Annotated in this window: 13 protein-coding genes; 10 read left to right on the plus strand and 3 right to left on the minus strand. The window is 68.8% G+C overall.

The window, feature by feature from the left end:
* Positions 1-751 precede the first annotated feature (751 nt).
* The 8 genes from QMG86_RS32495 to QMG86_RS32530 all read left to right on the plus strand — a co-directional run bounded on the left by QMG86_RS32495 (position 752) and on the right by QMG86_RS32530 (position 15675).
* Positions 752-1792 carry an alpha/beta hydrolase gene (locus QMG86_RS32495; RefSeq protein ID WP_281876706.1) on the plus strand — a complete coding sequence of 347 codons (1041 nt, stop codon included), beginning with the start codon at positions 752-754 and terminating at the stop codon, positions 1790-1792.
* A 221-nt stretch (positions 1793-2013) separates the two neighbouring features.
* Positions 2014-3810: an alpha/beta hydrolase-fold protein gene (locus tag QMG86_RS32500; RefSeq protein ID WP_281876707.1), complete on the plus strand. Its 1797-nt coding sequence runs from the start codon at positions 2014-2016 to the stop codon at positions 3808-3810.
* Positions 3811-3956: 146 nt separating this feature from the next.
* Positions 3957-4451, plus strand: coding sequence for a DUF732 domain-containing protein (locus tag QMG86_RS32505; protein WP_281876708.1), 495 nt, complete (start codon positions 3957-3959; stop codon positions 4449-4451).
* The gene (locus tag QMG86_RS32510) at positions 4442-5434 is read left to right on the plus strand and encodes a cutinase family protein (protein ID WP_434085636.1); all 993 of its coding nucleotides are present in this window, start codon (positions 4442-4444) and stop codon (positions 5432-5434) included. Before QMG86_RS32505 ends, QMG86_RS32510 begins: the two co-directional genes overlap by 10 nt.
* A gap of 170 nt (positions 5435-5604) precedes the next feature.
* Positions 5605-6648, plus strand: coding sequence for an LLM class F420-dependent oxidoreductase (locus tag QMG86_RS32515; RefSeq protein WP_159844753.1), 1044 nt, complete (start codon positions 5605-5607; stop codon positions 6646-6648).
* Positions 6649-6838: 190 nt separating this feature from the next.
* The gene (fadD32, locus tag QMG86_RS32520; RefSeq protein WP_195085007.1) at positions 6839-8752 is read left to right on the plus strand and encodes a long-chain-fatty-acid--AMP ligase FadD32; all 1914 of its coding nucleotides are present in this window, start codon (positions 6839-6841) and stop codon (positions 8750-8752) included.
* Positions 8753-8974: 222 nt separating this feature from the next.
* Entirely contained in the window at positions 8975-14134 is a 5160-nt protein-coding gene (pks13, locus tag QMG86_RS32525) for a polyketide synthase Pks13 (RefSeq protein WP_434086222.1), read from the plus strand.
* Positions 14131-15675 carry an acyl-CoA carboxylase subunit beta gene (locus QMG86_RS32530; RefSeq protein ID WP_281876714.1) on the plus strand — a complete coding sequence of 515 codons (1545 nt, stop codon included), beginning with the start codon at positions 14131-14133 and terminating at the stop codon, positions 15673-15675. Before pks13 ends, QMG86_RS32530 begins: the two co-directional genes overlap by 4 nt.
* A 68-nt stretch (positions 15676-15743) precedes the next feature.
* Here the strand turns inward: QMG86_RS32530 and QMG86_RS32535 are convergent, their stop codons facing one another.
* The gene (locus tag QMG86_RS32535; RefSeq protein ID WP_281876716.1) at positions 15744-16241 is read right to left on the minus strand and encodes a peptidylprolyl isomerase; all 498 of its coding nucleotides are present in this window, start codon (positions 16239-16241) and stop codon (positions 15744-15746) included.
* Between the two features lie 195 nt (positions 16242-16436).
* Here QMG86_RS32535 and QMG86_RS32540 point away from each other — a divergent pair, with 195 nt between their 5' ends.
* Positions 16437-19802 (plus strand): arabinosyltransferase domain-containing protein, encoded by a 3366-nt coding sequence (locus QMG86_RS32540; protein ID WP_434085621.1) that lies wholly within the window; start codon positions 16437-16439, stop codon positions 19800-19802.
* Between the two features lie 173 nt (positions 19803-19975).
* On the opposite strand, the gene QMG86_RS32545 is transcribed toward QMG86_RS32540, so the two are convergent.
* Complete coding sequence (locus QMG86_RS32545) at positions 19976-20134, minus strand: hypothetical protein (RefSeq protein ID WP_168434190.1); 159 nt, start codon at positions 20132-20134, stop codon at positions 19976-19978.
* Positions 20135-20219: 85 nt separating this feature from the next.
* The gene (locus tag QMG86_RS32550; protein ID WP_281876718.1) at positions 20220-20621 is read right to left on the minus strand and encodes a winged helix-turn-helix transcriptional regulator; all 402 of its coding nucleotides are present in this window, start codon (positions 20619-20621) and stop codon (positions 20220-20222) included.
* Between the two features lie 97 nt (positions 20622-20718).
* Here QMG86_RS32550 and QMG86_RS32555 point away from each other — a divergent pair, with 97 nt between their 5' ends.
* On the plus strand, positions 20719-21651 hold the full coding sequence (locus QMG86_RS32555; RefSeq protein WP_281876719.1) for an NADP-dependent oxidoreductase: 933 nt from the start codon (positions 20719-20721) through the stop codon (positions 21649-21651).
* Positions 21652-21812: the final 161 nt, after the last annotated feature.

Consider the following 21812-nt stretch of genomic DNA (forward strand, 5'->3'; position numbering starts at 1 on the left):
CCGGGCCGCGAACGTCACTCGTAAGACTCCCGCCCCGGGGGCAGTGCGGGGGTCTTGCGCTTTGTGGTGTGCACTTGGTCGGGGGCATTTGTTCGGGTTTTGTGTAGTTAGTGGGGGTTCGGGGTGGGCCTTTGAGCAGGGTAGGGGGTTGAGGCAACGAGCTAGGGGGAGTGGGCGCGTGCCTTAGGGGGCACGTGGGGCGACTTCGGGGACCGTGCCGTGCGAACCGCGCGATGTTTGCTGAATGATCGCTACAGAGCGGTAGATGGTGCTCGAAGGCATTTGCCAGGCGTATTCTCGGTGGCTATCACGGCAGATATCGGATGTGATCACGGTGCGGTCACTGGGGTAGCGGGAGTCGCTTCGACCACAGGGGCTGGTCCCAGGGTCGACATCCGGGGCGTGGCGGATGCCGGGATTGCGAAGATCTCGGAGCGGTGACAGTTCTCGCCAGGAGAGCAAATATCTTGCGTTCCAACACGACATCACCGGGAGAACGCGATAAGGTCACCGCATCATTACCTTGCGCGAACGGACGGATTTCGCCAGTGGAAAGACCACGGATCTTGCTAAAGCGAGGGCCGTCGAATATCGTCCAGCGAGCGCAAGTGTGACCAGATCGTTGTAGCGCCGTCATGGGTGTCGGATTGTCGGGACCATGTCCGTGACGCGCGTCTCGTTGGCAACACGGGTGCCGCTTCGCCCCTAGGGCGGCGAGTGGCACCACAACAGCAGAAAGAGAGCAGGATTCATGCGTTTCGGCAGGGCGGCCGCGCCGAAGAGAACACAGTCGGGACGGCGAGGCGCGGCTCGCGGTTGGCGTAGTCGAATTCTGGCTGTCGGTGCCGCCGTTACGGCGCTTCCGATCGCCGCAGGTCTGGCGACCCCGACGCTCGCCACCGCGGCGCCGTCGGCGCACGCGCCGGTGTTGCGAGCGCCCGCGGGTGGCTTCGAGGACCTGATGGTCCCCTCCAGCATGGGCCCGATCAAGGTGCAGGTGCAGTGGGCCGCGCGCGGTGGCAACGCGGCGCTGTACCTGCTCGACGGTCTGCGCGCCCGCGACGACCGCAACGCCTGGTCGTTCGAGACCAACGCGCTGCAGCAGTTCGGGAACGACAACATCACCCTGGTGATGCCGGTCGGCGGCCAGTCCAGCTTCTACACCGACTGGTACGCACCGTCGAACCTGAACGGCCAGAAGACCACCTACAAGTGGGAGACGTTCCTCACCAAGGAGCTGCCGGCCTTCCTGGAGGGCTACGGCGTCTCGCGCACCAACAACGCGGTCGTCGGCCTGTCCATGGGCGGTAGCGCGGCGCTGGCTCTCGCGGCCTACCACCGCGACCAGTTCAAGTTCGCCGCCTCCTACTCGGGCTACCTGAACATCTCCGCGCCGGGCATGCGCGAGGCGATCCGCATCGCGATGCTGGACGCCGGCCGCTACAACGTGGACTCCATGGCCGCGCCGTGGAGCCCGCAGTGGCTGCGGATGGACCCGTTCGTGTTCGCGCCGCAGCTGCGCGGCCTGCCGATGTACATCTCGGCCGCCAGCGGTCTGCCGGGTCAGTTCGACCAGCCGAACTCGGCGGTCGGCGTGTTCAACACCGGCAACGCGATGGCGCTGGAGGCCCTCTCGCTGGTGAACACCCGCGCGTTCCAGGCCCGCTTGAACTCGCTGGGTATCCCGGCTCGGTTCGACTTCCCGGCTGCCGGTACCCACTCCTGGAAGTACTGGGAGGGCCAGCTGTTCGCCTCGCGCAACATGATCCTGGACGCCACCGGCGCCTGGTGATCTGATTCCCCCTTCGCATTCAGGCCGCACCGCTTCGGTGCGGCCTGAATTGCGTTCGGGGCCAGGCGCGACCGCGTGCCGGCGAACATAGTTTGCTGGACAGCGCGTGTCTCCCGTAAACGTCGCTATAACGGGAGTACAAAGCTTTTGTGACAGGGATTACGCGCGGTAGCTGTGGCATACGCGGGCGTCTCGTCGCTCGTTCGGCACGCGAGCGGCTCATGCTGCTCGCCACCGCACTGGTGATCCCCCTAGCCGCGAGTACGTCCGTCGAGGCGCCCGCGGGCGCGGAGCCCGCGATGGCCGCGGCCGCGCCCGCGCTGGAGAAGGTGCAGTGGCTCAGCGACCGCCGCGTCGCCCTCTGGGTGACCTCGCCGTCCATGGGCGTGCCGATCCAGGTCCAGTTGCTGCTGGCCCGGGACTGGAACGCCCGCCCGGAAGCCCGGTTCCCCGTTCTCTTCCTGCTCGACGGCCTGCGCGCGACCGACGACGAGAACGGCTGGACGAAGGAAGCGGGCGCGGTCGATTTCTTCGCCGACAAGAACGTCACCGTCGTGCTGCCGGTCGGCGGGCAGTCCAGCTTCTACACCGATTGGCTCGAGCCGGACAACGGCCGCACCTACAAGTGGGAGACCTTTCTCACCAAGGAGCTGCCGCCGCTGCTGGAGAGCCATTGGCGGGCGACGCCGGTGCGCGGCATGGAAGGGCTCTCGATGGGCGGCACGGCCGCGATGCTCCTCGCCGCCCGCAACCCCGGCTTCGTGCGGCATGCCGCCTCGTACTCCGGCTTCCTGACCACGACGACGCTGGGCATGCCGCAAGCCATCGAGTTCGCCATGCGCGACGCGGGCGGTTACGACGCCGCCGCCATGTGGGGCCCGCAGACCGGCCCGGAGTGGGAGGCGCACGACCCTTACATGCTGGCCGACAAGCTGCGAGGCGTCAGCCTCTACATCTCCAGCGGCAGCGGCGCGATCGGGCCCTACGACCAAGCTCTCGGCATACCCGGAGTGAGCACGAACGTCGCGGGCATGGGGCTGGAGATCCTGTCCCGGCTCACCTCGCAGAACTTCGTGACCAAGCTGGCCAAGCTGGCCATTCCGGCGCAGGTGAACTATCGCCCGTCCGGCACCCATTCCTGGCCGTACTGGGATTTCGAGATGCGTCAGTCCTGGAATCAGGCCGCCTCGGCGCTGGGCGTCGACCAGGGCAAGCCCGCCTGCCAGCCGGGCGGCGCGATCGGTCCGGTGGCGGCCGCCGCGAGCTGGCTCGGCGAATGCCTGACCGGGGAATACGCGGTGGCCGGAGGAACCGCGCAGGATTTCAAGGGCGGCCGGGTGTTCTACGCGCCGGACAGCGGGGCGTACCCGGTCGGCTTCTTCGGCGCGGGCTATCAAGCCGCGGCCGGTCCCACCGGTCCGCTGGGGCTGCCGACGGGGGAGGAGCGGGCGCTGGAGGACGGCCGCGGCAGGTTCCAGTCCTTCCAGAACGGCTCGCTGTATTGGACGCCGCAGACCGGCGTGCACGTGGTGCGCGGCGCGATCCTGGACGAGTGGGGTAAGCAGGGGTTCGAACGCGGCCCCGCCGGTTACCCGATCGGACCGGAGGTCAAGACGCCGAGCCGCGACGGCGCCGTGCAAGGCTTCGAGAACGGTCCGTTCTACTACAGCCAGTCCACCGGCGTGCACCGCGTCCAGGGACTGATCCTGGGCAAGTACGCCCAGTTGGGCTTCGAGAACAGTCCGCTCGGCTTCCCCGTCGCGGAGGAGCAGCCGCTGAAGGACCTGGGCCGGTACAGCCGATTCGAAGGCGGCAACATCTATTGGAGCCCGGTCTCGGGCGCCTGGGCCGTGCGCAACGGCCCGATACTGGACGCCTGGCGCGAGACCGGCTATGAGAACGGCAAACTCGGCTACCCCACCGGCGACGAGTTCCCCATCTCCGACGGCGTCCAGCAGAACTTCCAGGGCGGCTTCATCACCCTCCGCGACGGCAAACCGGAGGTGCACAGCTTGTGACGAAGAGTCGGATCGCCGAACTCTTGACGGCACCGGCCGCGGGCGCGGCAAATTAGACCCAGCTAGCCTGGGGGGCGACCCGACCCCGCTCAGCGACAGATCGAGGACAAGAATTCATGCATCGGACCCGTGGAAAGGTATTCGGCGTGGTTGTGGCGATAGCCGCGACCGGCCTGCTCGCCGCGTGCGGCGACAATGATTCGACCGCGACGAGCACGCCGACGACGCCCAACCGCACCACGACGGCGACGACGACGTCGCCGGCCGCATCGACGCCCGCCGACACCGGTCAGCCCGCTCCCGCGCCGGAGCAGCCCACGACGACGGTGGCGCCAGAGCGTCCGCAGCCGGTGCCGACCGAAGCCGTCCCGCCCGCGGACACCTCGAAGCTCACCGACAAGGACAAGAAGTTCCTGGACGAGCTGGCCAAGCAGGGCGTCACCCCGTCCAGCCCGGACATCGCGCTGAGCATCGGCGCGTATGTCTGCCAGGGCACCGCCGCGGGTGCGTCCGATCAGGATCTGATGACGTTCGTCAACGCGATGGCGGGTTCCGATCCGTCCTTCGATCCGGCGAAGATGCCGGTGGAGAAGGCCGGGCAGATCTACATCTCCACCGCTCGCGCCACGTACTGCCAGTGAGTTCGCGCGTTCGTTCGACCTCCCGCCGGTCCAAGCCGGCGGGATGTCTGGTCGTGATCGGCGTGGTCCTGCTGATCGTCCTGGTGGTCCTGCTGTTGTGGTACCTGCTCGCGGGGCGTCTGCGTCCGCCCGGGCCGGGACCGAAACCGCCGGAGCGGCCGACTTCCCAGCCGGCCAGTTGCCCGGACGTACAGATGATCTCCGTGCCCGGTACGTGGGAGTCGAACAGTTTCGACGACCCGCACAATCCCACCGCGAACCCGGTGTCGCTGATGCTGAACGTCTCCGGGCCGATCGCCCAGCGGTTCCCGAGCGAGCGCGTGGACGTGTACACCGTTCCCTACGTTGCGCAGTTCTCCAATCCGATCGCGATCCCGCCGGACGGCCAGCAGTCCTACAACAACAGCCGGTCCGAGGGCACGGCGCGGATGGTCGAGACCATGGCAGCACGGCACCAGGAGTGCCCGCTGACCACCTACGTGCTGGCCGGGTTCTCCCAGGGCGCGGTGATCGTGGGGGACGTCGCGGCGCAGATCGGCGCGGGCAAGGGTCCCGTGCCCGCCGATCTGGTGCTGGGCGTGACGTTGATCGCCGACGGACGCCGTACCGGCGAGAACGGCCCGGGGCAGGCGATCCAGATCGGCACACCGCCGCCCGGTGTGGGTGCCGAAGTCGCGCTGAAGGGGTTGAACGTGCCCGGCATCACGATGACCGGTCCCCGTCAAGGGGGGTTCGGCGCACTGGCCGACCGCACCTACACCATGTGCGCGCCCGGCGATCTGATCTGCGACGCACCACGGGAGGCCTTGAGTCCCTGGAACATCGTGGGCAGTGTGAACACGCTGGTCCGGGCGGCGGGGAACCCCGTGCACACCCTTTACAACAGTTTCGTCGTGGACGGCGACGGCACCACCGCCACGCAGTGGACGGCCAACTGGGCGGCGGGCCTGATCGAGGCAGCGCCGCATCCGGCCCATTCGTGAAAATTCACAGTCCGTGAGATACCCCGCACCCCCTTGGCGTGACAAGCGCAACTCGAGGTGGGTACCACGCTGTAAAGTGCGCTGGTGATCGCGACGCCGGACACCACCGCAGCGCAGCCCGAGGGCGGGCGTCGCGCCCGTACTCCCCTTACAGCCAGGAGCATGAGTTCATGACAGAAGCCGCCGCACCGGCCACCACGGCGAGCCGTGACGCGGATGCTGCGTTGTCCGCGCTGGGCACTCCGTTGCGCCCGTTCCGCTTCGCGGCGGCCGGCGAGGGAAACAAGCAGGAGGGCGGCGCGCGCAAGTTCGTGCAGACCGCTCAGCAGGCCGAAGAGTACGGCTTCGACACCTTCGTGGTGCCCGATCACCTCGGCGAGCAGATCGGGCCGATCGCCGCGCTCGGCGCGCTGACCCAGGCCACCGAGCGGATCCGGCTCGGCACCTCGGTGCTGGCGAACGGTTTCCGCCACCCCGTCGTCCTGGCCAAGGACCTGGCGACCATCGACGTGCTGTCCAAGGGCAGGCTCGAGGTCGGTCTCGGCGCGGGCTGGATCAAGGAGGAGTTCGACAACGCGGGCATCGCCTACGAGTCGCCCGGTGTCCGGCTGGAGAAGCTGGACGAAGCGCTGACCATTCTCGACGTGCTGCTGCGCGGCCAGGAGTGCACCTTCGAAGGCAAGCACTACCAGGTCCGCGGCATCAAAGGCACCCCGCGGCCGCGGCAGGGCCCGCGCCCGCCGATCTGTACCGGCGGTGGCGGTCCGAAGATGCTGCGCCTGGCCGCCAAGCACGCCGACATCATCTCTGTCGTTCCGGTGACCACCAAGAACGGCAAGGGCCTCCTCTCCGGCATCACCATCGAGAAGGCCGTGGAAAAGGTGAATCTGATCAAGGAGGCCGCCGGAGACCGGTTCGCCGACATCGAGTTGAACTGGGCCATCACGGCCGTCGTGATCACCGACGATCGCGAGAAGACCGCGGAGATGGCGTTGTCGGCGTTGGACCGGGGACTGCACCCGAACCTGGAGGTCGACGTTCAGCTGTCCGTCGAGGACATCCTGAACTCGCCCTACGTGGCGATCGGGACATTCGAGGAGATCGCCGAGCAGATCCGCCGTGTGCGGGAACTCACCTCGATGTCCTATGTCGGCGTGTTCCCCACCCAGATGGACGCGTTCGCCCCCGTTATTCCCCTGCTGCGGGACGAGTGAGCCGGTCTTCTCTGTAACATGACTCTGGTTTGAGTACATCTAGCCGATAAGCGGTCACCGCGCAGACCGCACAAAATCTGCAGGCTGGCTCTGCACTTGGAGCACCCGCGGGCGAAAGCGAGTCGGGGCCTCACAGGTAAAAGCGGCGATCTCGCCGTCTTGCTGCGTGTGCCTCGGAGGAGAAGAAGGAATGGAAGAGACTTTCGACGACTACCTGGACGAAACCGGGAACATCCGCATTCCCGAGGATCACACCCTGGTTGATCACGTCGAGAAGCACACCCGGAACGACGCGAACACCCTGGCGTATCGCTACATCGACTACTCGCGCGAGCGCGACGGCGAGGCACAGGAGCTGACGTGGCGTGAGTTCGGTATTCGGCTGCGCGCGGTGGCCGCTCGACTGCAGCAGGTGACCAACCCGGGCGACCGGGTCGCGATCCTCGCGCCGCAGGGCTTGGACTACGTGATCTCCTTCTTCGCCGCGATCTACGCGGGCACCATCTCGGTGCCGCTGTTCGACCCGGACGAGCCCGGCCACACCGATCGCCTGCACGCGGTGCTCGGCGACTGTGAGCCCTCGGCCATCCTGACCGCGAGCTCCTCCGCGGCCGGGGTCCGGCAGTTCTTCCGCTCGCTGCCCGCCGCCCAGCGTCCGCGCATCATCGCCGTGGACGCGATTCCCGACAGCGTCGGCGAGAGCTGGGTGCGCCCGGACATCGCGATCGACGACATCGCCTACCTGCAGTACACCTCGGGCTCCACCCGGGTGCCCGCCGGTGTGGAGATCACGCACCGCGCGGTGGGCACCAACCTGCTGCAGATGGTCGACGCGATCAACCTGGACTGGAACTCGCGCGGCGTCACCTGGCTGCCGCTGTTCCACGACATGGGGCTGCTGACGGTGATCCTGCCCGCGGTGGGCGGCAAGTACATCACCATCATGTCGCCGAGCGCGTTCGTGCGCCGTCCGTACCGCTGGATCAAGGAGCTGGCCGCGGTCTCCGACGGCGCCGGAACCTTCGCCGCGGCACCGAACTTCGCGTTCGAGCACGCCGCCGCGCGCGGTTTGCCGAAGAACGGCGAGTCGCTGGACCTGTCTAACGTCATCGGCCTGATCAACGGCAGCGAGCCGGTGACCACCTCGTCGATGAAGAAGTTCAACGAGGCGTTCGCGCCCTACGGCCTGCCCAAGACCGCCATCAAGCCGTGCTACGGCATGGCCGAGGCGACGCTGTTCGTCTCCGCCACCAAGGCCGAGGACGAGGCGAAGGTCACCTACGTCGACCGCAAGGAGCTCAACGCGGGACGGATGGTGAAGGTCGACCAGAGCCACGAGGACGCGATCGCCCAGGTGTCCTGCGGTTACGTCGCGCTGTCGCAGTGGGCGACGATCATCGATCCGGAGTCCGTGGAATCCGGCGGTGGCCGCGAGGTGCCCGACGGGCACGTCGGCGAGATCTGGCTGCACGGCAACAACATGGGCATCGGCTACTGGGGTCGTCCCGACGAGACCGCGGCGACGTTCCAGAACAAGGTCACCGAGCGCCTCCCCGAGGGCAGCCACGCCGAGGGCACCGCGCCGGACGCGAACTGGATGCGCACCGGCGACTACGGCGTCTACTTCGAGGGCGAGCTGTACATCACCGGCCGGGTCAAGGACCTGGTGATCGTGGACGGCCGCAACCACTACCCGCAGGACCTGGAGTTCTCCGCGCAGGAAGCCAGCACCGCGCTGCGGCCCGGCTTCGTGGCGGCGTTCTCGGTGCCCGCCAACCAGCTCCCGGCCGAGGTGTTCGAGCAGGGCAGCCATTCCGGCTTGCAGTTCGACGCCGACGACGCGTCCGAGCAGCTGGTCATCGTGGGTGAGCGGGGTCCGGGTGCGGGCAAGGCCGATCCGCTGCCCATCGCCGACGCGGTGCGCGCGGCGATCTCGCAGCGCCACGGCGTGACCGTTCGAGACGTGCTGCTGGTGCCCGCCGGGTCGATCCCGCGCACCTCCAGCGGCAAGATCGCCCGCCGCGCCTGCCGGGCGGCCTATCTGGAGGGAACGCTGCGGGGTGGTTACACCCAGCAGGCTTTCCCCGATGCACCGGAAGAGTAATTGCTCAGGGGCGGCCTCGGACCGACCATCGACGCTCGGCGCCGACCTTCCCACGCGCCGGGCGTCATTTCACGGTACGCCCGGTACGCAGACAGGTAGCTTGAGGAATTGATGGCTGACAACGAGGGCACGCCCACCCAGACGACCGACACCCCGCCCGTGGAGCCCGTCGCCGACGCGGCGGCCCCGGCCGAGTCCGCGAAGGGCGGCGCGCAGACCGACATGTCGGTGGCGGAGCTGCGCGAGTGGCTGCGGCGCTGGGTCTCCGAGGCGACCGGGCAACCGATCGAGCAGATCACCGTGGACCGGCCGATGGAGGAGTTCGGGCTCGCCTCGCGTGACGCCATCGCCCTCGGCGGGGACATCGAGGAACTGACCGGCGTGATGCTGAACGCGACGATCGTGTACCAGCATCCGACCATCGCCTCGCTGGCCGAGCGGATCATCAACGGCGAGCCGGACCTGCCGGAGGAATCCTCCGACGACGCGTTCTACACCGCGGGCTACCGCCCGGGCGAGGCGCACGACATCGCGATCGTGGGTCTGTCGACCCGGCTGCCCGGCGCGGGCGACACCCCGGAGTCGACGTGGGAGTTCCTCATCGGCCGCGGTGACGGCATCCGGGAACGGCCCGAAGGACGATGGTCGGAGTTCCTGGAGGAGCCGCAGCTGGCCGAGGCGATCGAGAACGCCAACACCAAGGGCGGCTACCTCGATCAGGACGTCGTCAAGGGCTTCGACGCCGAGTTCTTCGCCATGTCGCCGGTCGAGGTCGAGCGGGTCGATCCGCAGCAGCGCCTGATGATGGAGCTGACCTGGGAGGCGTTGGAACACGCCAGGATTCCGGCCAGCGAACTCAAGGGCGAGCCGGTCGGCGTGTTCATCGGCTCGTCGGGCAACGATTTCATGCTGCTCGCGGCGCTCGGGCTGGGCAGCGAGCGCGACCCGAACGTGCCGGTGTCGGCCGAGGCCTACGCGATCATGGGCAGCGTCAGCTCCATCATCCCGAACCGGGTCTCCTACTTCTTCGACTTCCGCGGTCCCTCGGTGTCCGTCGACACCGCGTGCTCCTCGACGCTGGTGGCGGTGCACGAGGCGGTGCAGGCGCTGCGCAACGGTGACGCGGATCTGGCGCTGGCCGGTGGCGTGAACATGCTGCTCGCGCCGATGGCCACGCTCGGTTTCGACGCCAACGGCGGCGTCGCGAAGGACGGGCACATCAAGGCGTTCTCCAGCGACGCCGACGGCATGGTCCGTTCCGAGGGCGGCGGTCTGGTGGTGCTCAAGCGCCTCGCGGACGCCGAGCGCGACGGCGACACGATCTACGCCGTGATCAAGGGGACGGCGGTCAACAACGACGGACGGTCCAACGGCCTGCTCGCCCCGAACCCCGACGCGCAGGCCGAGGTGCTGCGCCGCGCCTACCGGGACGCGGGCATCGCGCCTTCCACCGTCGACTACATCGAGGCGCACGGCACCGGCACCCTGATCGGCGACCCCATCGAGGCGGACGCGCTCGGCCGGGTGGTCGGCCGGGGCCGCGAAGCCGACAAGCCGGCGCTGCTCGGTTCGGCCAAGACCAACTTCGGTCATCTGGAGTCCGGCGCGGGTGCGGCGAGCCTGGCGAAGGTGATCATGTCGTTGCAGCACAACGTCATTCCGCCGAACATCAACTACGCCGGGCCGAACCCGTACATCCCGTGGGACCAGGCGCACCTGAAGATCGTCGACGAGCCCACGGAGTTCCCCCGCTACAGCGGTAAGGCCACCATCGGCATCTCCGGCTTCGGTTTCGGCGGCACGAACGCGCACGTCGTCGTGCAGGAGTACACGCCTGCCGCCGACGCGGCCGAGAACCAGGCCCCGTTCTCCGAGCTGGAGACCCAGTTCGACGAGGACGCGCTGGACGAGACCGCCGATGCCGCCGCGGCCTCCGATGCCCTCGCCGCCGCGGCCGAGGTGGCGGCCGAAGCCGCCGCGCCCGCCGTCGAATGGACCGCCGAGCGCACCGAGCCGCTGCCCCAGATCCTGCCCGTGTCGGGTTACCTGCCCTCCCGGCGCCGCCGGGCCGCCGCCGAACTGGCCGACTGGCTGGAGTCCGAGGCGGGCGCGCGGACGCCGCTCGCCGATGTGGCGCGGTCACTGGCCAAGCGCAGCCATTGGCGTTCGCGCGGTGTGGTGCTGGCCAAGACGCACGAGGAGGCGATCGCCGGGCTGCGCGCCATCGCGGCGGGCAAGCCCGGTCCGGGCGTCTTCACCGCGGACGCACCCGCGGCCATGGGCCCGATGTGGGTGCTCGCCGGTTTCGGCGCGCAGCACCGCAAGATGGGCAAGCAGCTCTACCTGGAGAACTCGATCTTCGCCAACGCCGTCGACGAGGTCGACGAGCTGGTGCAGGACGAGGCCGGATACTCGGTGCGCGAGCTGTTCCTGGACGACAGCCAGGACTACAACGTCGGCACCTCGCAGGTCGGCATCTTCACCATCCAGATCGGCCTGGCCGCGCTGCTGCGCGCGCACGGTGCGGAACCCGATGCGGTGGTGGGGCACTCGATGGGTGAGGTCGCGGGCGCGTACATCGCCGGTGGTCTCTCGCTCGAGGACGCGGTGCGCGTGATCTGCGCCCGTTCTCGCCTGATGGGCGAGGGCGAGCAGATGATCAGCGACGACGACGTGCGCAACATGGCGCTCATCGAGTACAGCGCCGAGGATGTCGCGAACCTGCTGCCGGACTACCCGGACGTGGAGGTCGCGGTGTACGCGGCGCCGACGAACACGGTGATCGGCGGTCCGCAGGATCAGGTGGCGGCGATCGTCGCGCAGGTGGAGGCGGCGGGCAAGTTCGCTCGCGTGCTGCAAACCCGCGGCGCGGGCCACACCTCGCAGATGGATCCGCTGCTCGGCGAGCTGGCCGCGGAACTGGCCGGTATCGAGCCCACCAAGCTGAAGACCGGCCTGTACTCGACGGTGCACAAGGAAGAGTTCTTCCGCGCGGGCAGCGACCCGATCCACGACGAGGACTACTGGGTCAAGAACATGCGCCACAGCGTGTACTTCACCAACGCGGTGAAGCTCGCGGTGGACGCGGGCCACACCACATTCCTGGAGCTGGCGCCGAATTCCGTCGCGTTGATGCAGGTGCTGGGCACCACCTTCGCCGCGGGCGTGCACGACGCGCAGCTCATCCCCACGCTCAAGCGCAAGGAGGACGAGTCCGCGGGCGTGATCGCCGCGCTCGCCCAGCTCTACGTGCACGGGCACAAGGTCGATCTGTTCTCGCTGCTCGGCCCGGGCGACTACGCCGACGTTCCGCGCACCACGTTCGTGCGCAAGGAGTACTGGCCGAAGGTGCGGCTGTCCGCGGGCGGCAACGGCCGGGTTCCCGGGGCGCACGTCGCGCTGCCGGACGGCAGGCACGTCTGGGAGGTGCAGGCGTCCTCGGTGACCGATCTCGCCGGACTGGTGCGCGCCGCGGCGGCGCAGGTGCTCAGCGACGTGTCGCTGGGCGCGGCGATCCCGCACGCGCCGATCCCGGCGGCGGGCACGCTCACCACCACGCTCACCCCGCATCCCGGCGGCGCTTCGGTGCAGGTCCATGCCAAGGAAGGCAATGTCTTCCGCCTGGTGTTCGACGCGGTGGTGACCTCCGGCGCCCCGCTGCCCGAACCCGTTGTGGCCGAGCCGGTCCCGGCGGCGGCCGCGCAGCCGCAGAGCGACGCCGACCTCGAGGTCGTGGAGACCTTCGGTGACCGGTGGGATCCCAACGGCACGCAGACCGTCGAGGAGCGGCTCGCGCTGATCGTCGCGGAATCCATGGGTTACGCGGTCGAGGATCTTCCGATGGAGATCCCGCTGATGGAACTCGGCTTGGACTCGCTGATGGCGATGCGCATCAAGAACCGGGTCGAATACGAGTTCGACATCCCGCAGCTGCAGGTGCAGGCCGTGCGGGACGCCAGCCTGCACGAGGTCGGCAAGGTGCTGCGGTACGCGATCGAGCACCGCGACGAGGTGCAGGCGATGGCCGATCAGCAGGCCGCCGACAAGGCGGCGGGCGGCACGGGGGAGCTGGCCGTCGACGCCGATTTCATCGCCACCGCTCGCCAGGCCCTCGCCACGGGAGGCGATCCGGTCGCCGCTGTCGCGGGCGTTGCGCCCACAACGCCGGACGCCGCGCCGGAAACCACTGCCGCCCAGCCCGATACGGCTCCCGTCGCGCAAGCGGTCGCCCACACCGCACCGGCACCGGCCACGCCCGCGGCCGTCTTCGGCGGCGCGCAGCCGTCCGCCGACGAGGACGACGTCCCGCCGCGTGACGCCGCCGAGCGCCTGACCTTCGCCACCTGGGCAGTGGTCACCGGTAAGTCGGCCGGAGGCATCTTCAACACGCTGCCGATCCTCGACGAGGACACCGCGGAGAAGCTGGCCGCGCGCCTGACCGAGCGGGTCAAGGCCGAGGTCACCGTGGACGACGTGCTCGACTGCGAGACCATCGAGCAGCTCGCCGACATCGTCCGCACCCTGCAGGACAGCGGCGCGGACGTGGACGGTTTCGTCCGTCCGCTGCGGCCCCGGGCCGAGGGCTCGAACGCCGTGCCGGTGTTCGTGTTCCATCCGTCGGGTGGCAACACGCTGGTGTACGAGCCACTGTTGAAGCGGCTGCCCGCCGAGACGCCGATGTACGGCTTCGAACGGGTCGACGGCTCGATCGAGGAGCGGGCTCGCCAGTACCTGCCCGAGCTGCGCAAGATCCAGGGCGACGGTCCGTTCGTGCTGTACGGCTGGTCGCTGGGCGCGGTGCTGGCCATGCAGACCGCGCAGCTGCTGCGCGCCGAGGGCGCGGACGTGCGCACGGTCGGCCTGATCGACCTGGCCATCCCGACGCAGGGCGAGGACAACAGCCCCGAGGAGCGGGTGCGCCGGATCGAGCGTTATCAGGCGTTCGCCAAGAAGACCTATGGCGTCGACGGGGAACTGGATCGCGAACAGCTGGAGACGCTCGCCGCGGCCTCCGACGAAGAGCAGTTCAAGATGATCAGTGACCTGATCAAGATCAGCGGCACCAAGATTCCCGGTGGTGTGCTCGAACACCAGCGCACCTCGTGGATCGACAGCCGGCACCTCGCCCGGACCCGCCCCTCGCACTACGACGGCAACGTCGTGCTCTACCTCGCCGATCGCTATCACGACGGGATGATCGAGCTCGAGCCACGTTTCGCCGATCGGGTGCCGAACGGCGGCTGGGACGAATACATTCCGAATCTGGAGGTCGTCCACATCGCCGGCGACCACCTGCAGATCATCGACGAACCGCGGATCGGGAAGATCGGAGCCGACCTGGCCGCGAAGCTCGCCGCGATCGAGGCGAAAGGGGCCAAGTGAGCACGACTGCCGAAAAACTCGCCGACCTGCGTAAGCGCCTGGAACTGGCGCAGGAGCCGGCGGGTGAAGCGGGGGTGGCCAAGCGGGCGAAGAAAGGCATTCCCAGCGCCCGCGACCGGATCAACATGCTGCTGGATCCGGGAACCTTCGTGGAGATCGGTGCGCTGGTCCGCAAGCCGGGCGATTCCGCCGCGCTCTACGGCGACGGCGTCGTCACCGGGCACGGCCTGGTCGAAGGCAGGCCCGTGGCGGTGTTCTCGCACGACCAGACGGTCTACGGCGGTTCGGTCGGCGAGATGTTCGGCCGCAAGGTGGCCGGGATCCTGGAGTACGCGGCCAAGGTCGGCTGCCCGGTGGTCGGCATCAACGACTCCGGCGGCGCGCGCGTGCAGGAGGCGGTGACCTCGCTGGCCTGGTACGCCGAGCTGGGCCGGCGCCAGGAGCCGCTGTCCGGCCTGGTGCCGCAGATCTCGATGATCCTCGGCAAGTGCGCCGGAGGCGCCGTCTACGCGCCGATCAACACCGATGTGGTGGTGGCGACCGAAGAGGCGTACATGTTCGTCACCGGTCCGAAGGTGATCCGCGAGGTCACCGGCGAGGACGTGAGCCTCGAGGAACTCGGCGGGGCGCGCAGCCAGGCGGAATACGGCAACATCCACCACGTGGCCAAGGACGAGACGGCCGCGTTCGAGTGGGTGCGCGAATACCTGAGCTACCTGCCGACCAGCTGCCAGGAGCAGGCGCCGATCGTGAACCCGGGTCTGGAGCCGGAGATCACCGACAGCGACCTGGAGCTGAATTCGATCGTCCCGGACGCCGACAACTCCGGGTACGACATGCACGAGATCCTGGTGCGCATCTTCGACGACGGCGCTTTCCACGAGTTCGGCGCGTCGGCGGGCCGCAACGTCATCACCGGGTTCGCCCGGGTGGACGGGCGCAGCGTCGGCGTGGTCGCCAACCAGCCGATGGTGTACGCGGGCGCGTTGGACGCCCGCGCCTCGGACAAGGCAGCGCATTTCGTGCGCCTGTGCGACGCGTTCGAGATCCCGCTGGTGTTCGTCGTCGACACGCCCGGCTTCCTGCCCGGTGTGGAGCAGGAGAAGATCGGCGTCATCAAGCGCGGTGGACGGTTCCTGTTCTCCTACGTGGAGGCGTCGGTGCCGAAGGTCACGGTGGTGATCCGCAAGTCCTACGGCGGCGGTTACGCCGTGATGGGCTCCAAGCAGCTGGGTGCCGACGTGAACCTGGCCTGGCCCACCGCGCGCATCGCCGTCATGGGCGCCGAGAGCGCGGTCAGCTTGATCGGAGCCAAGCAGATCGACGCCGCGCCCGAGGACCAGCGCGCGGCGATTCGCCAGCAGATGATCGACTTCTACAACGCCACCGTGGCGACGCCGTGGGTGGCCGCCGAGCGTGGCTACGTCGACGCGGTCATCGAGCCGGCGGCGACCCGGCTGGAGATCCGTCGCGCGCTGCAGTTGTTGCGGGACAAGGATCTTCCCCGCAGTCCGCGCAAGCATCACCTGCTGCCGTTGTAGCACCCGGAACACGATCGGGCCGCACCCTTGTGGGGCGCGGCCCGATTCGCGTCGTGTGCGCCGAATCGTCAGCTGATGCCGGCGGATTCGATAACGACGTCGTCGACCGGAACGTCCTGGTGCATGCCGGCCGAGGAAGTGGCGACGCCCGCGATCTTGTCGACCACGTCGGTGCCTTCGGTCACCTTGCCGAAGACGGCGTAACCCCAGCCCGCCGGGTTGGGCGCGGAGTGGTTGAGGAAGGCGTTGTCGGCGACGTTGATGAAGAACTGCGCGGTGGCCGAGTGCGGGTCGTTGGTGCGGGCCATCGCGACGGTGTACTTGTCGTTCTTCAGGCCGTTGTTCGCTTCGTTCTGAATCGGGTCTTTCGTGCCCTTCTGGCGCAGCCCGGGCTCGAAGCCGCCGCCCTGGATCATGAAGCCGGGAATGACGCGGTGGAAGATCGTGCCGTTGTAGTGGCCCGCGTTCACGTAATCCACGAAGTTGCGCACCGTGTTCGGCGCTTTCTGATCGTCCAGTTCGAGCACGATCGATCCGTAGTTCGTCGAGAGATTCACCTTGGTCATACGCCCACCTTTCCATTGTGGTCGGCGCCGGTCAGCAGGACGGGGTCGATTGGCCGTCCGCGGGGCGGCCGACGCGAATTTTCCGGCTCGTCGGCACACCATTCTGGCAGTCGGCTCCGAACATACTGAGGACCCGCGATTTCTCCCGGCGGCGCGACGCCCGCGCGGACAGACGGGCAGCTAGCATTGCCAACCGTGCCCGACGCCGCAACCGCTGTTCTGACGAAACCCCCCGCCGCCCCGGTGGTGGCCCCGAGCGATTTCCGGACCGCCCGGCTCATCGCGCTGGTCGCCGGGTTGCTCGGCGCGCTGTTCGCGCTGGCGACTCCCTTTCTGCCGGTCGCACAGACCACCGCGGTACTGAAGTGGCCGCAGAGCGGGACGCTCGGCAATGTCCAGGCGCCGCTGCTGTCCCAGGTCCCGATCGATCTGACGGCGACGATCCCGTGCGAGACGATCGCCCAGCTGCCCGAGCGCGGCGGCATGCTGCTGGCCACCGCGCCGCCGCAGGGCGATCGGGCCGCGCTGGAGGCCATGTTCGTGCGGGTGTCGGACACCTCGGTGGACGTCATCGACCGCAACGCGGTGGTGGTCTCGGCCGACCGCAGCCGCATGGGCGAGTGCACGTCGCTGAGCATCAGCTCCGACAGCGAACGCACCTACGCCGTTTTCAACGGCCTCACCAGGCAGGTGGAGCGGCCGGTCGAGGGCGCGGCGCCCGGGACGACCGAGTCGGCCACCGTGCCGGTGGAGGGGCAACTGAGCGGTGATCTGCGGCCCCAGGTGGTCGGCGTGTTCTCCGACCTCAAGGGCGCGGCGCCTGCGGGGTTGTCGTTCGACATGACGGTGGACACCCGCTTCTCCTCCAGCCCGACCGCGATCAAGCTGATCGCGATGGTCGCGGCGGTGCTGTGCACGTTGATCGCCCTCGCGGCGCTGGCCCGGCTCGACAGCAGTGACGGGCGCGGGCACCGCCGGTTCCTGCCCGCGAATTGGCTGAAGCCGACCTGGGCGGACGGCGCGGTGGTCGGCACGCTGCTGCTATGGCACTTCGCGGGCGCGAACACCTCCGACGACGGCTACATCCTCAGCATGGTCCGGGTCGCTCCGCACGCGGGGTACATGGCCAACTATTTCCGCTGGTACGGCGTGCCGGAGGCGCCGTTCGGCTGGTACTACTACGTGATCCAGATCTTCTCGGAGATCTCCACCGCCAGTCCCTGGGTCCGGTTGCCCGCGCTGGCCTGCGCGATCCTGTGCTGGCTGGTGATCAGCCGCGAGGTGGTGCCCCGCCTCGGCCGGGGGGTGCGCACCAGCAAGGTGGCGCTGTGGACCGGCGGACTGGTGTTCCTGGCGTTCTGGCTGCCGTTCGACAACGGGCTGCGTTCCGAGCCGATCGTCGCGCTCGGCGCGTTGCTGACCTGGGTGTCGATCGAGCGGGCCATCGCGACCGGACGGCTGCTGCCCGCCGCGGTGTCCGTCCTGGTCGCGGCGTTCACTTTGGCGGCGGCGCCCACCGGCCTGATGTGTGTGGCGGCGCTGCTGGCCGGTATCCGGCCGATGGTGCGGATCGTGGTGCGCAAGCACCGGCAGTTCGCCGCGCTCGGCGCCGGGCGGTGGGGTTCGACGCTGCCGCTGCTCGCGCCGATCGCCGCGGCGGGCGTGCTCGTGCTGACGGCCGTCTACACCGACCAGACCTTCGCGGGCATCCAGGAGGCCAACCGGGTGCGTCAGGTGACCGGGCCGAACCTGGCCTGGTACGAGGATTACCTGCGCTACTACTACCTGTTCGTGGAGACCGTCGACGGCTCGCTCTCACGCCGCTTCGCCTTCCTGGTGATGCTGCTGTGCCTGTTCACCACCATGCTCGTGCTGCTGCGGCGCAGGCAGGTGCCCGGCATCGCCAGCGGGCCGACCTGGCGGCTGATGGGCGTGGTCTTCGGGACGATCTTCTTCATGATGTTCAACCCGACGAAGTGGACCCACCACTTCGGCGCGTACGCGGGCATCGCGGGTTCGCTGGCGGCGGTCACGGCCGTCGCGGTCTCGGCGAGCGCCCTGCGGGCCCGCAAGAATCGGGCGATCTTCCTGGCCGGCTTGCTGTTCGTGCTCGCGGTCGCGTTCTCGGGCATCAACGGCTACTGGTACGTGTCCAGCTTCGGCGTGCCGTGGTTCGACAAGCGGATCTCGCTGCACGGCTACCAGTCGAACACCCTCATGCTCGTCCTGTTCGGGCTGGCGCTGGCGCTGGTCGGCTGGTACGCGCTGCGGGAGGACTACACCAAGCCGCAGCCGTCGGCGAAGACGGCGCGCGGCAGGCGGATCCGCCGGTTCGCCGCGATCCCGCTGACCGTGGTCGCCGCGCTGATGGTCGCGCTCGAGGTGCTCTCGCTGGTGAAGGGCGCGGTCTCGCAGTACCCGGCGTACTCGCTGGCCCGGTCGAACGTCGACGCGCTCGGCGGCAGCACCTGCGGCCTGGCCAACGACGTGCTCGTGGAGCCGGACCCGAACGGCGGCAGGCTGGAGCCGATCGTGGACCCGGCGCACCCGCCGACCGATCCGTCCGACCCCCTGGCCGGCGTCGACCCGGTCGGTTTCGATCCGAACGGCGTGCCCAACGACCTGTCCGCCGACAGCGTCGAGGTGAAGCCGGGCACCGGTAACACCTCCACCCAGTCGGTCGGCGCGGCGTTCGCGGAGGGACAGAGCGCGGGCACCGGCGGCGGTCAGGGCGCGCGCGGCGTCAACGGCTCCACGGTCGCCCTTCCGTTCGGCCTGGACCCGGCGACCACGCCGATCCTCGGCAGCTACCAGAACGGTGTGCAGCAGCCGGCGAACGTCACCTCGAGCTGGTACCAGCTGCCGGCCCGTTCGGCGGACAAGCCGCTGGTGGTGATCTCGGCCGCCGGTCGCATCCTCTCCTTCGACGACACCGGCGCGATGAAGTACGGCCAGTCGCTGACCGTCGACTACGGCAAGCGGCAGCCCGACGGCAGCGTGCAGAAGCTCGGCACCTACCTGCCGCGCGACATCGGCCCGTTCCCGTCCTGGCGCAATCTGCGGGTGCCGCTGGACGAGATCGCGCCCGACGCCGACGCGGTGCGCATCGTCGCCAACGACCCGATCCTGATCGGGGACCAGTGGCTGGCGTTCACGCCGCCGCGGATGCCGAAGTTGCAGACGCTCAACAGCCTGCTCGGCTCCCAGCAGCCGATCCTGTTGGACTGGGCCGTGGGCCTGCAGTTCCCTTGCCAGCGTCCGTTCGACCACCGCAACGGCGTGGCCGAGGTGCCCGGCTACCGCATCCTGCCGGACCGCCCGCTGGCCATCAGCTCGACGAACACCTGGCAGGCCGAGGAGTTCGGCGGTCCGCTCGGCTTCGCGCAGATGCTGGCGAAGTCGACGACCGTGCCGACCTACCTGAAGGACGACTGGGCGCGCGACTGGGGCTCGCTGGAGCGCTACGACCAGTACGACCGCAACGCCGTCCCGGCAAAGCTGGACACCGGCACCGCCACTCGCTCCGGCTTCTGGTCCCCAGGCAGCATGCGGGTGTTCTGATCAGGGTCAACCCGGTAGCCAGGGCCGCCGCGTAGGAGCTGACCCCGCGCGGCGGCCCTGCCGTCTTGCTGTCAGCGAATCGGCCACGGGATAGCCACCCAGACACAGGGCCGCCGCGCAGGCGAATCCTGCGCGGCGGCCCTGCCGTATTTCGCCGGTGCGAAACCGGGCGCTCAGACCTTCAGCCGAAGACCGAGCTCGCGCCGGAGCACCTCTTGCGAAGGGAGGCGGCCGAGCACGCGCAGCACCGCAGGCCGCAGCTCCCGTTGTTCCTCTTCGCTGAGCAGTCCGACAAGATCGCGCAGATCCATTTCATCGAATGCCGTTGTCATGGCAATCAGATTAAGGCCACGGAACTGATTCGTCCTCCGATGTTTAGCCACAGGTGGGAGCACATTTCCATACCGTACAACCGGTTTACTGCCGGTTACTGTCGTAGTGCGCCCGCGCGGCGAGGACATCGTCCATGCGTGCCTCCGCCCACGCTTTGACGGCGCTCATGACCGGCTGGAGGCTGTGGCCGAGCGGGGTGAGTTCGTAGTCGACTCGGACCGGCACTTCCGCCGTGACACGCCGCTCCAGCAAGCCGTCGCGTTCCAGTCCGCGCAGCGTCTGGGTGAGCATCTTGGGGCTCACGCCCGCGATGATCCGGTTCAGTTCGGCGTAGCGGCGTGGGCCGTCGGCGAGCGCGGCCAGGATCAGGCTCACCCATTTGTCGCTGATCCGGTCCAGCAGCTGCCGGGTCGGGCACTCGGCGATATACGCGTCGTAATGCTGTTTGGCCAGCTCACGGTGTTGCGCCGCGGTTTTCGTCGCCATCTGGGTACCTCGCCACCTCTAACGCACTTTCGGGTAACTACTACCCAACAGATAGTAGTTCTTCGTACGTTGGGCGTAGCCGAAAGGGAGGAATGTCATGCGAGCAGTAGTTGTCCGCCGGCCGGGACCGGAAGCCGTGGCGGAGATCGTGGAAGCGCCGACGCCGCAACCCGGTCCGGGCGCGATACGCATCGCGGTCGCGGCGGCGACGGTGAATCCGGTCGACCTGATGGTGCGGGCGGGCGTCGGCGGCACGCCGTTCGCCGCGCCGCGCGACCAGTGGGGCGTCGGCTGGGACGTCGCCGGCACGGTGGACGCGCTCGGCGCGGGCGTCACGGAGTTCACGGTGGGGCAGGCGGTGATCGGCATCAGCGACCGGCTCGACGTCTCCTTCGGCGCGCAGGCCGATTACGTGGTCCTGGAAACCGGAAATGTCGCGCCCGCTCCGCTTTCGGTGTCCCCGGTGCGAGCGGCCACCATCCCGCTCAACGGCCTCACCGCGATACAGGCCCTCGACGCGCTGGACCTAGCGTCCACCGACACCCTGCTGGTGACCGGCGCGGCGGGCGCGGTCGGCGGCTTCGCCGTCGAACTCGCTGCGGCGCGCGGTATCCGGGTGATCGCGTCGGCCTCGCCCGCTGACGAGGACACGGTCCGCGCTTTGGGCGCCACCGATTTCGTTCCGCGGCAGGCGTCCCTGCCGGATGCCGTCCGCGCCCTCGTCCCCGGCGGAGTCGACGCCGCCTTGGACGCGGCCGCGCTCGGCCCCGCGACGCTGGCGGCGGTGCGCGGCGGCGGGCGGTTCGTGTCGATCAGCGTCCCGAACACGCCGATCCCATTGCGAGGCACCACCGTACACACGGTCCTGGTCCGCGCCGACCGGCGACAACTCGACCGGCTGGTGGCCCACGTCGACGCGGGTGAACTCACCCTCCGCGTGGCCGAAACCCTCCCCCTCACCTCCGTCGAAGCCGCCCACAAACGCCTGGCCGCAGGTGGCCTACGCGGCCGCCTCGTCCTCACCCCGTAGCCCGCGAGGGACACACCGCTGCCGAGAAGTGCGAGCGGCCCTCTTCACCGTCTGCCGCTCGTGGACATCGAGTGGTGGAACGTTCCGACGTCCGCGACTGCGGTTCGCCCGCCAGGAACGTAAGCCAAGACGCGGTGCAATCGCGGACAGGTTTGTTCCGG

Origin of the sequence: Nocardia sputorum (assembly GCF_027924405.1) — a bacterium.
Classification (GTDB): domain Bacteria; phylum Actinomycetota; class Actinomycetes; order Mycobacteriales; family Mycobacteriaceae; genus Nocardia; species Nocardia sputorum.

Excerpts from the sequence above, each read along its gene's own strand:
- QMG86_RS32545 (WP_168434190.1), bottom strand. The coding sequence starts at position 20,134 with ATGACAACGGCATTCGATGAAATGGATCTGCGCGATCTTGTCGGACTG.
- QMG86_RS32500 (WP_281876707.1), top strand. The coding sequence starts at position 2,014 with ATGCTGCTCGCCACCGCACTGGTGATCCCCCTAGCCGCGAGTACGTCC.
- QMG86_RS32550 (WP_281876718.1), bottom strand. The coding sequence starts at position 20,621 with ATGGCGACGAAAACCGCGGCGCAACACCGTGAGCTGGCCAAACAGCAT.
- QMG86_RS32495 (WP_281876706.1), top strand. The coding sequence starts at position 752 with ATGCGTTTCGGCAGGGCGGCCGCGCCGAAGAGAACACAGTCGGGACGG.
- QMG86_RS32555 (WP_281876719.1), top strand. The coding sequence starts at position 20,719 with ATGCGAGCAGTAGTTGTCCGCCGGCCGGGACCGGAAGCCGTGGCGGAG.
- QMG86_RS32515 (WP_159844753.1), top strand. The coding sequence starts at position 5,605 with ATGACAGAAGCCGCCGCACCGGCCACCACGGCGAGCCGTGACGCGGAT.
- fadD32 (WP_195085007.1), top strand. The coding sequence starts at position 6,839 with ATGGAAGAGACTTTCGACGACTACCTGGACGAAACCGGGAACATCCGC.
- pks13 (WP_434086222.1), top strand. The coding sequence starts at position 8,975 with ATGTCGGTGGCGGAGCTGCGCGAGTGGCTGCGGCGCTGGGTCTCCGAG.
- QMG86_RS32535 (WP_281876716.1), bottom strand. The coding sequence starts at position 16,241 with ATGACCAAGGTGAATCTCTCGACGAACTACGGATCGATCGTGCTCGAA.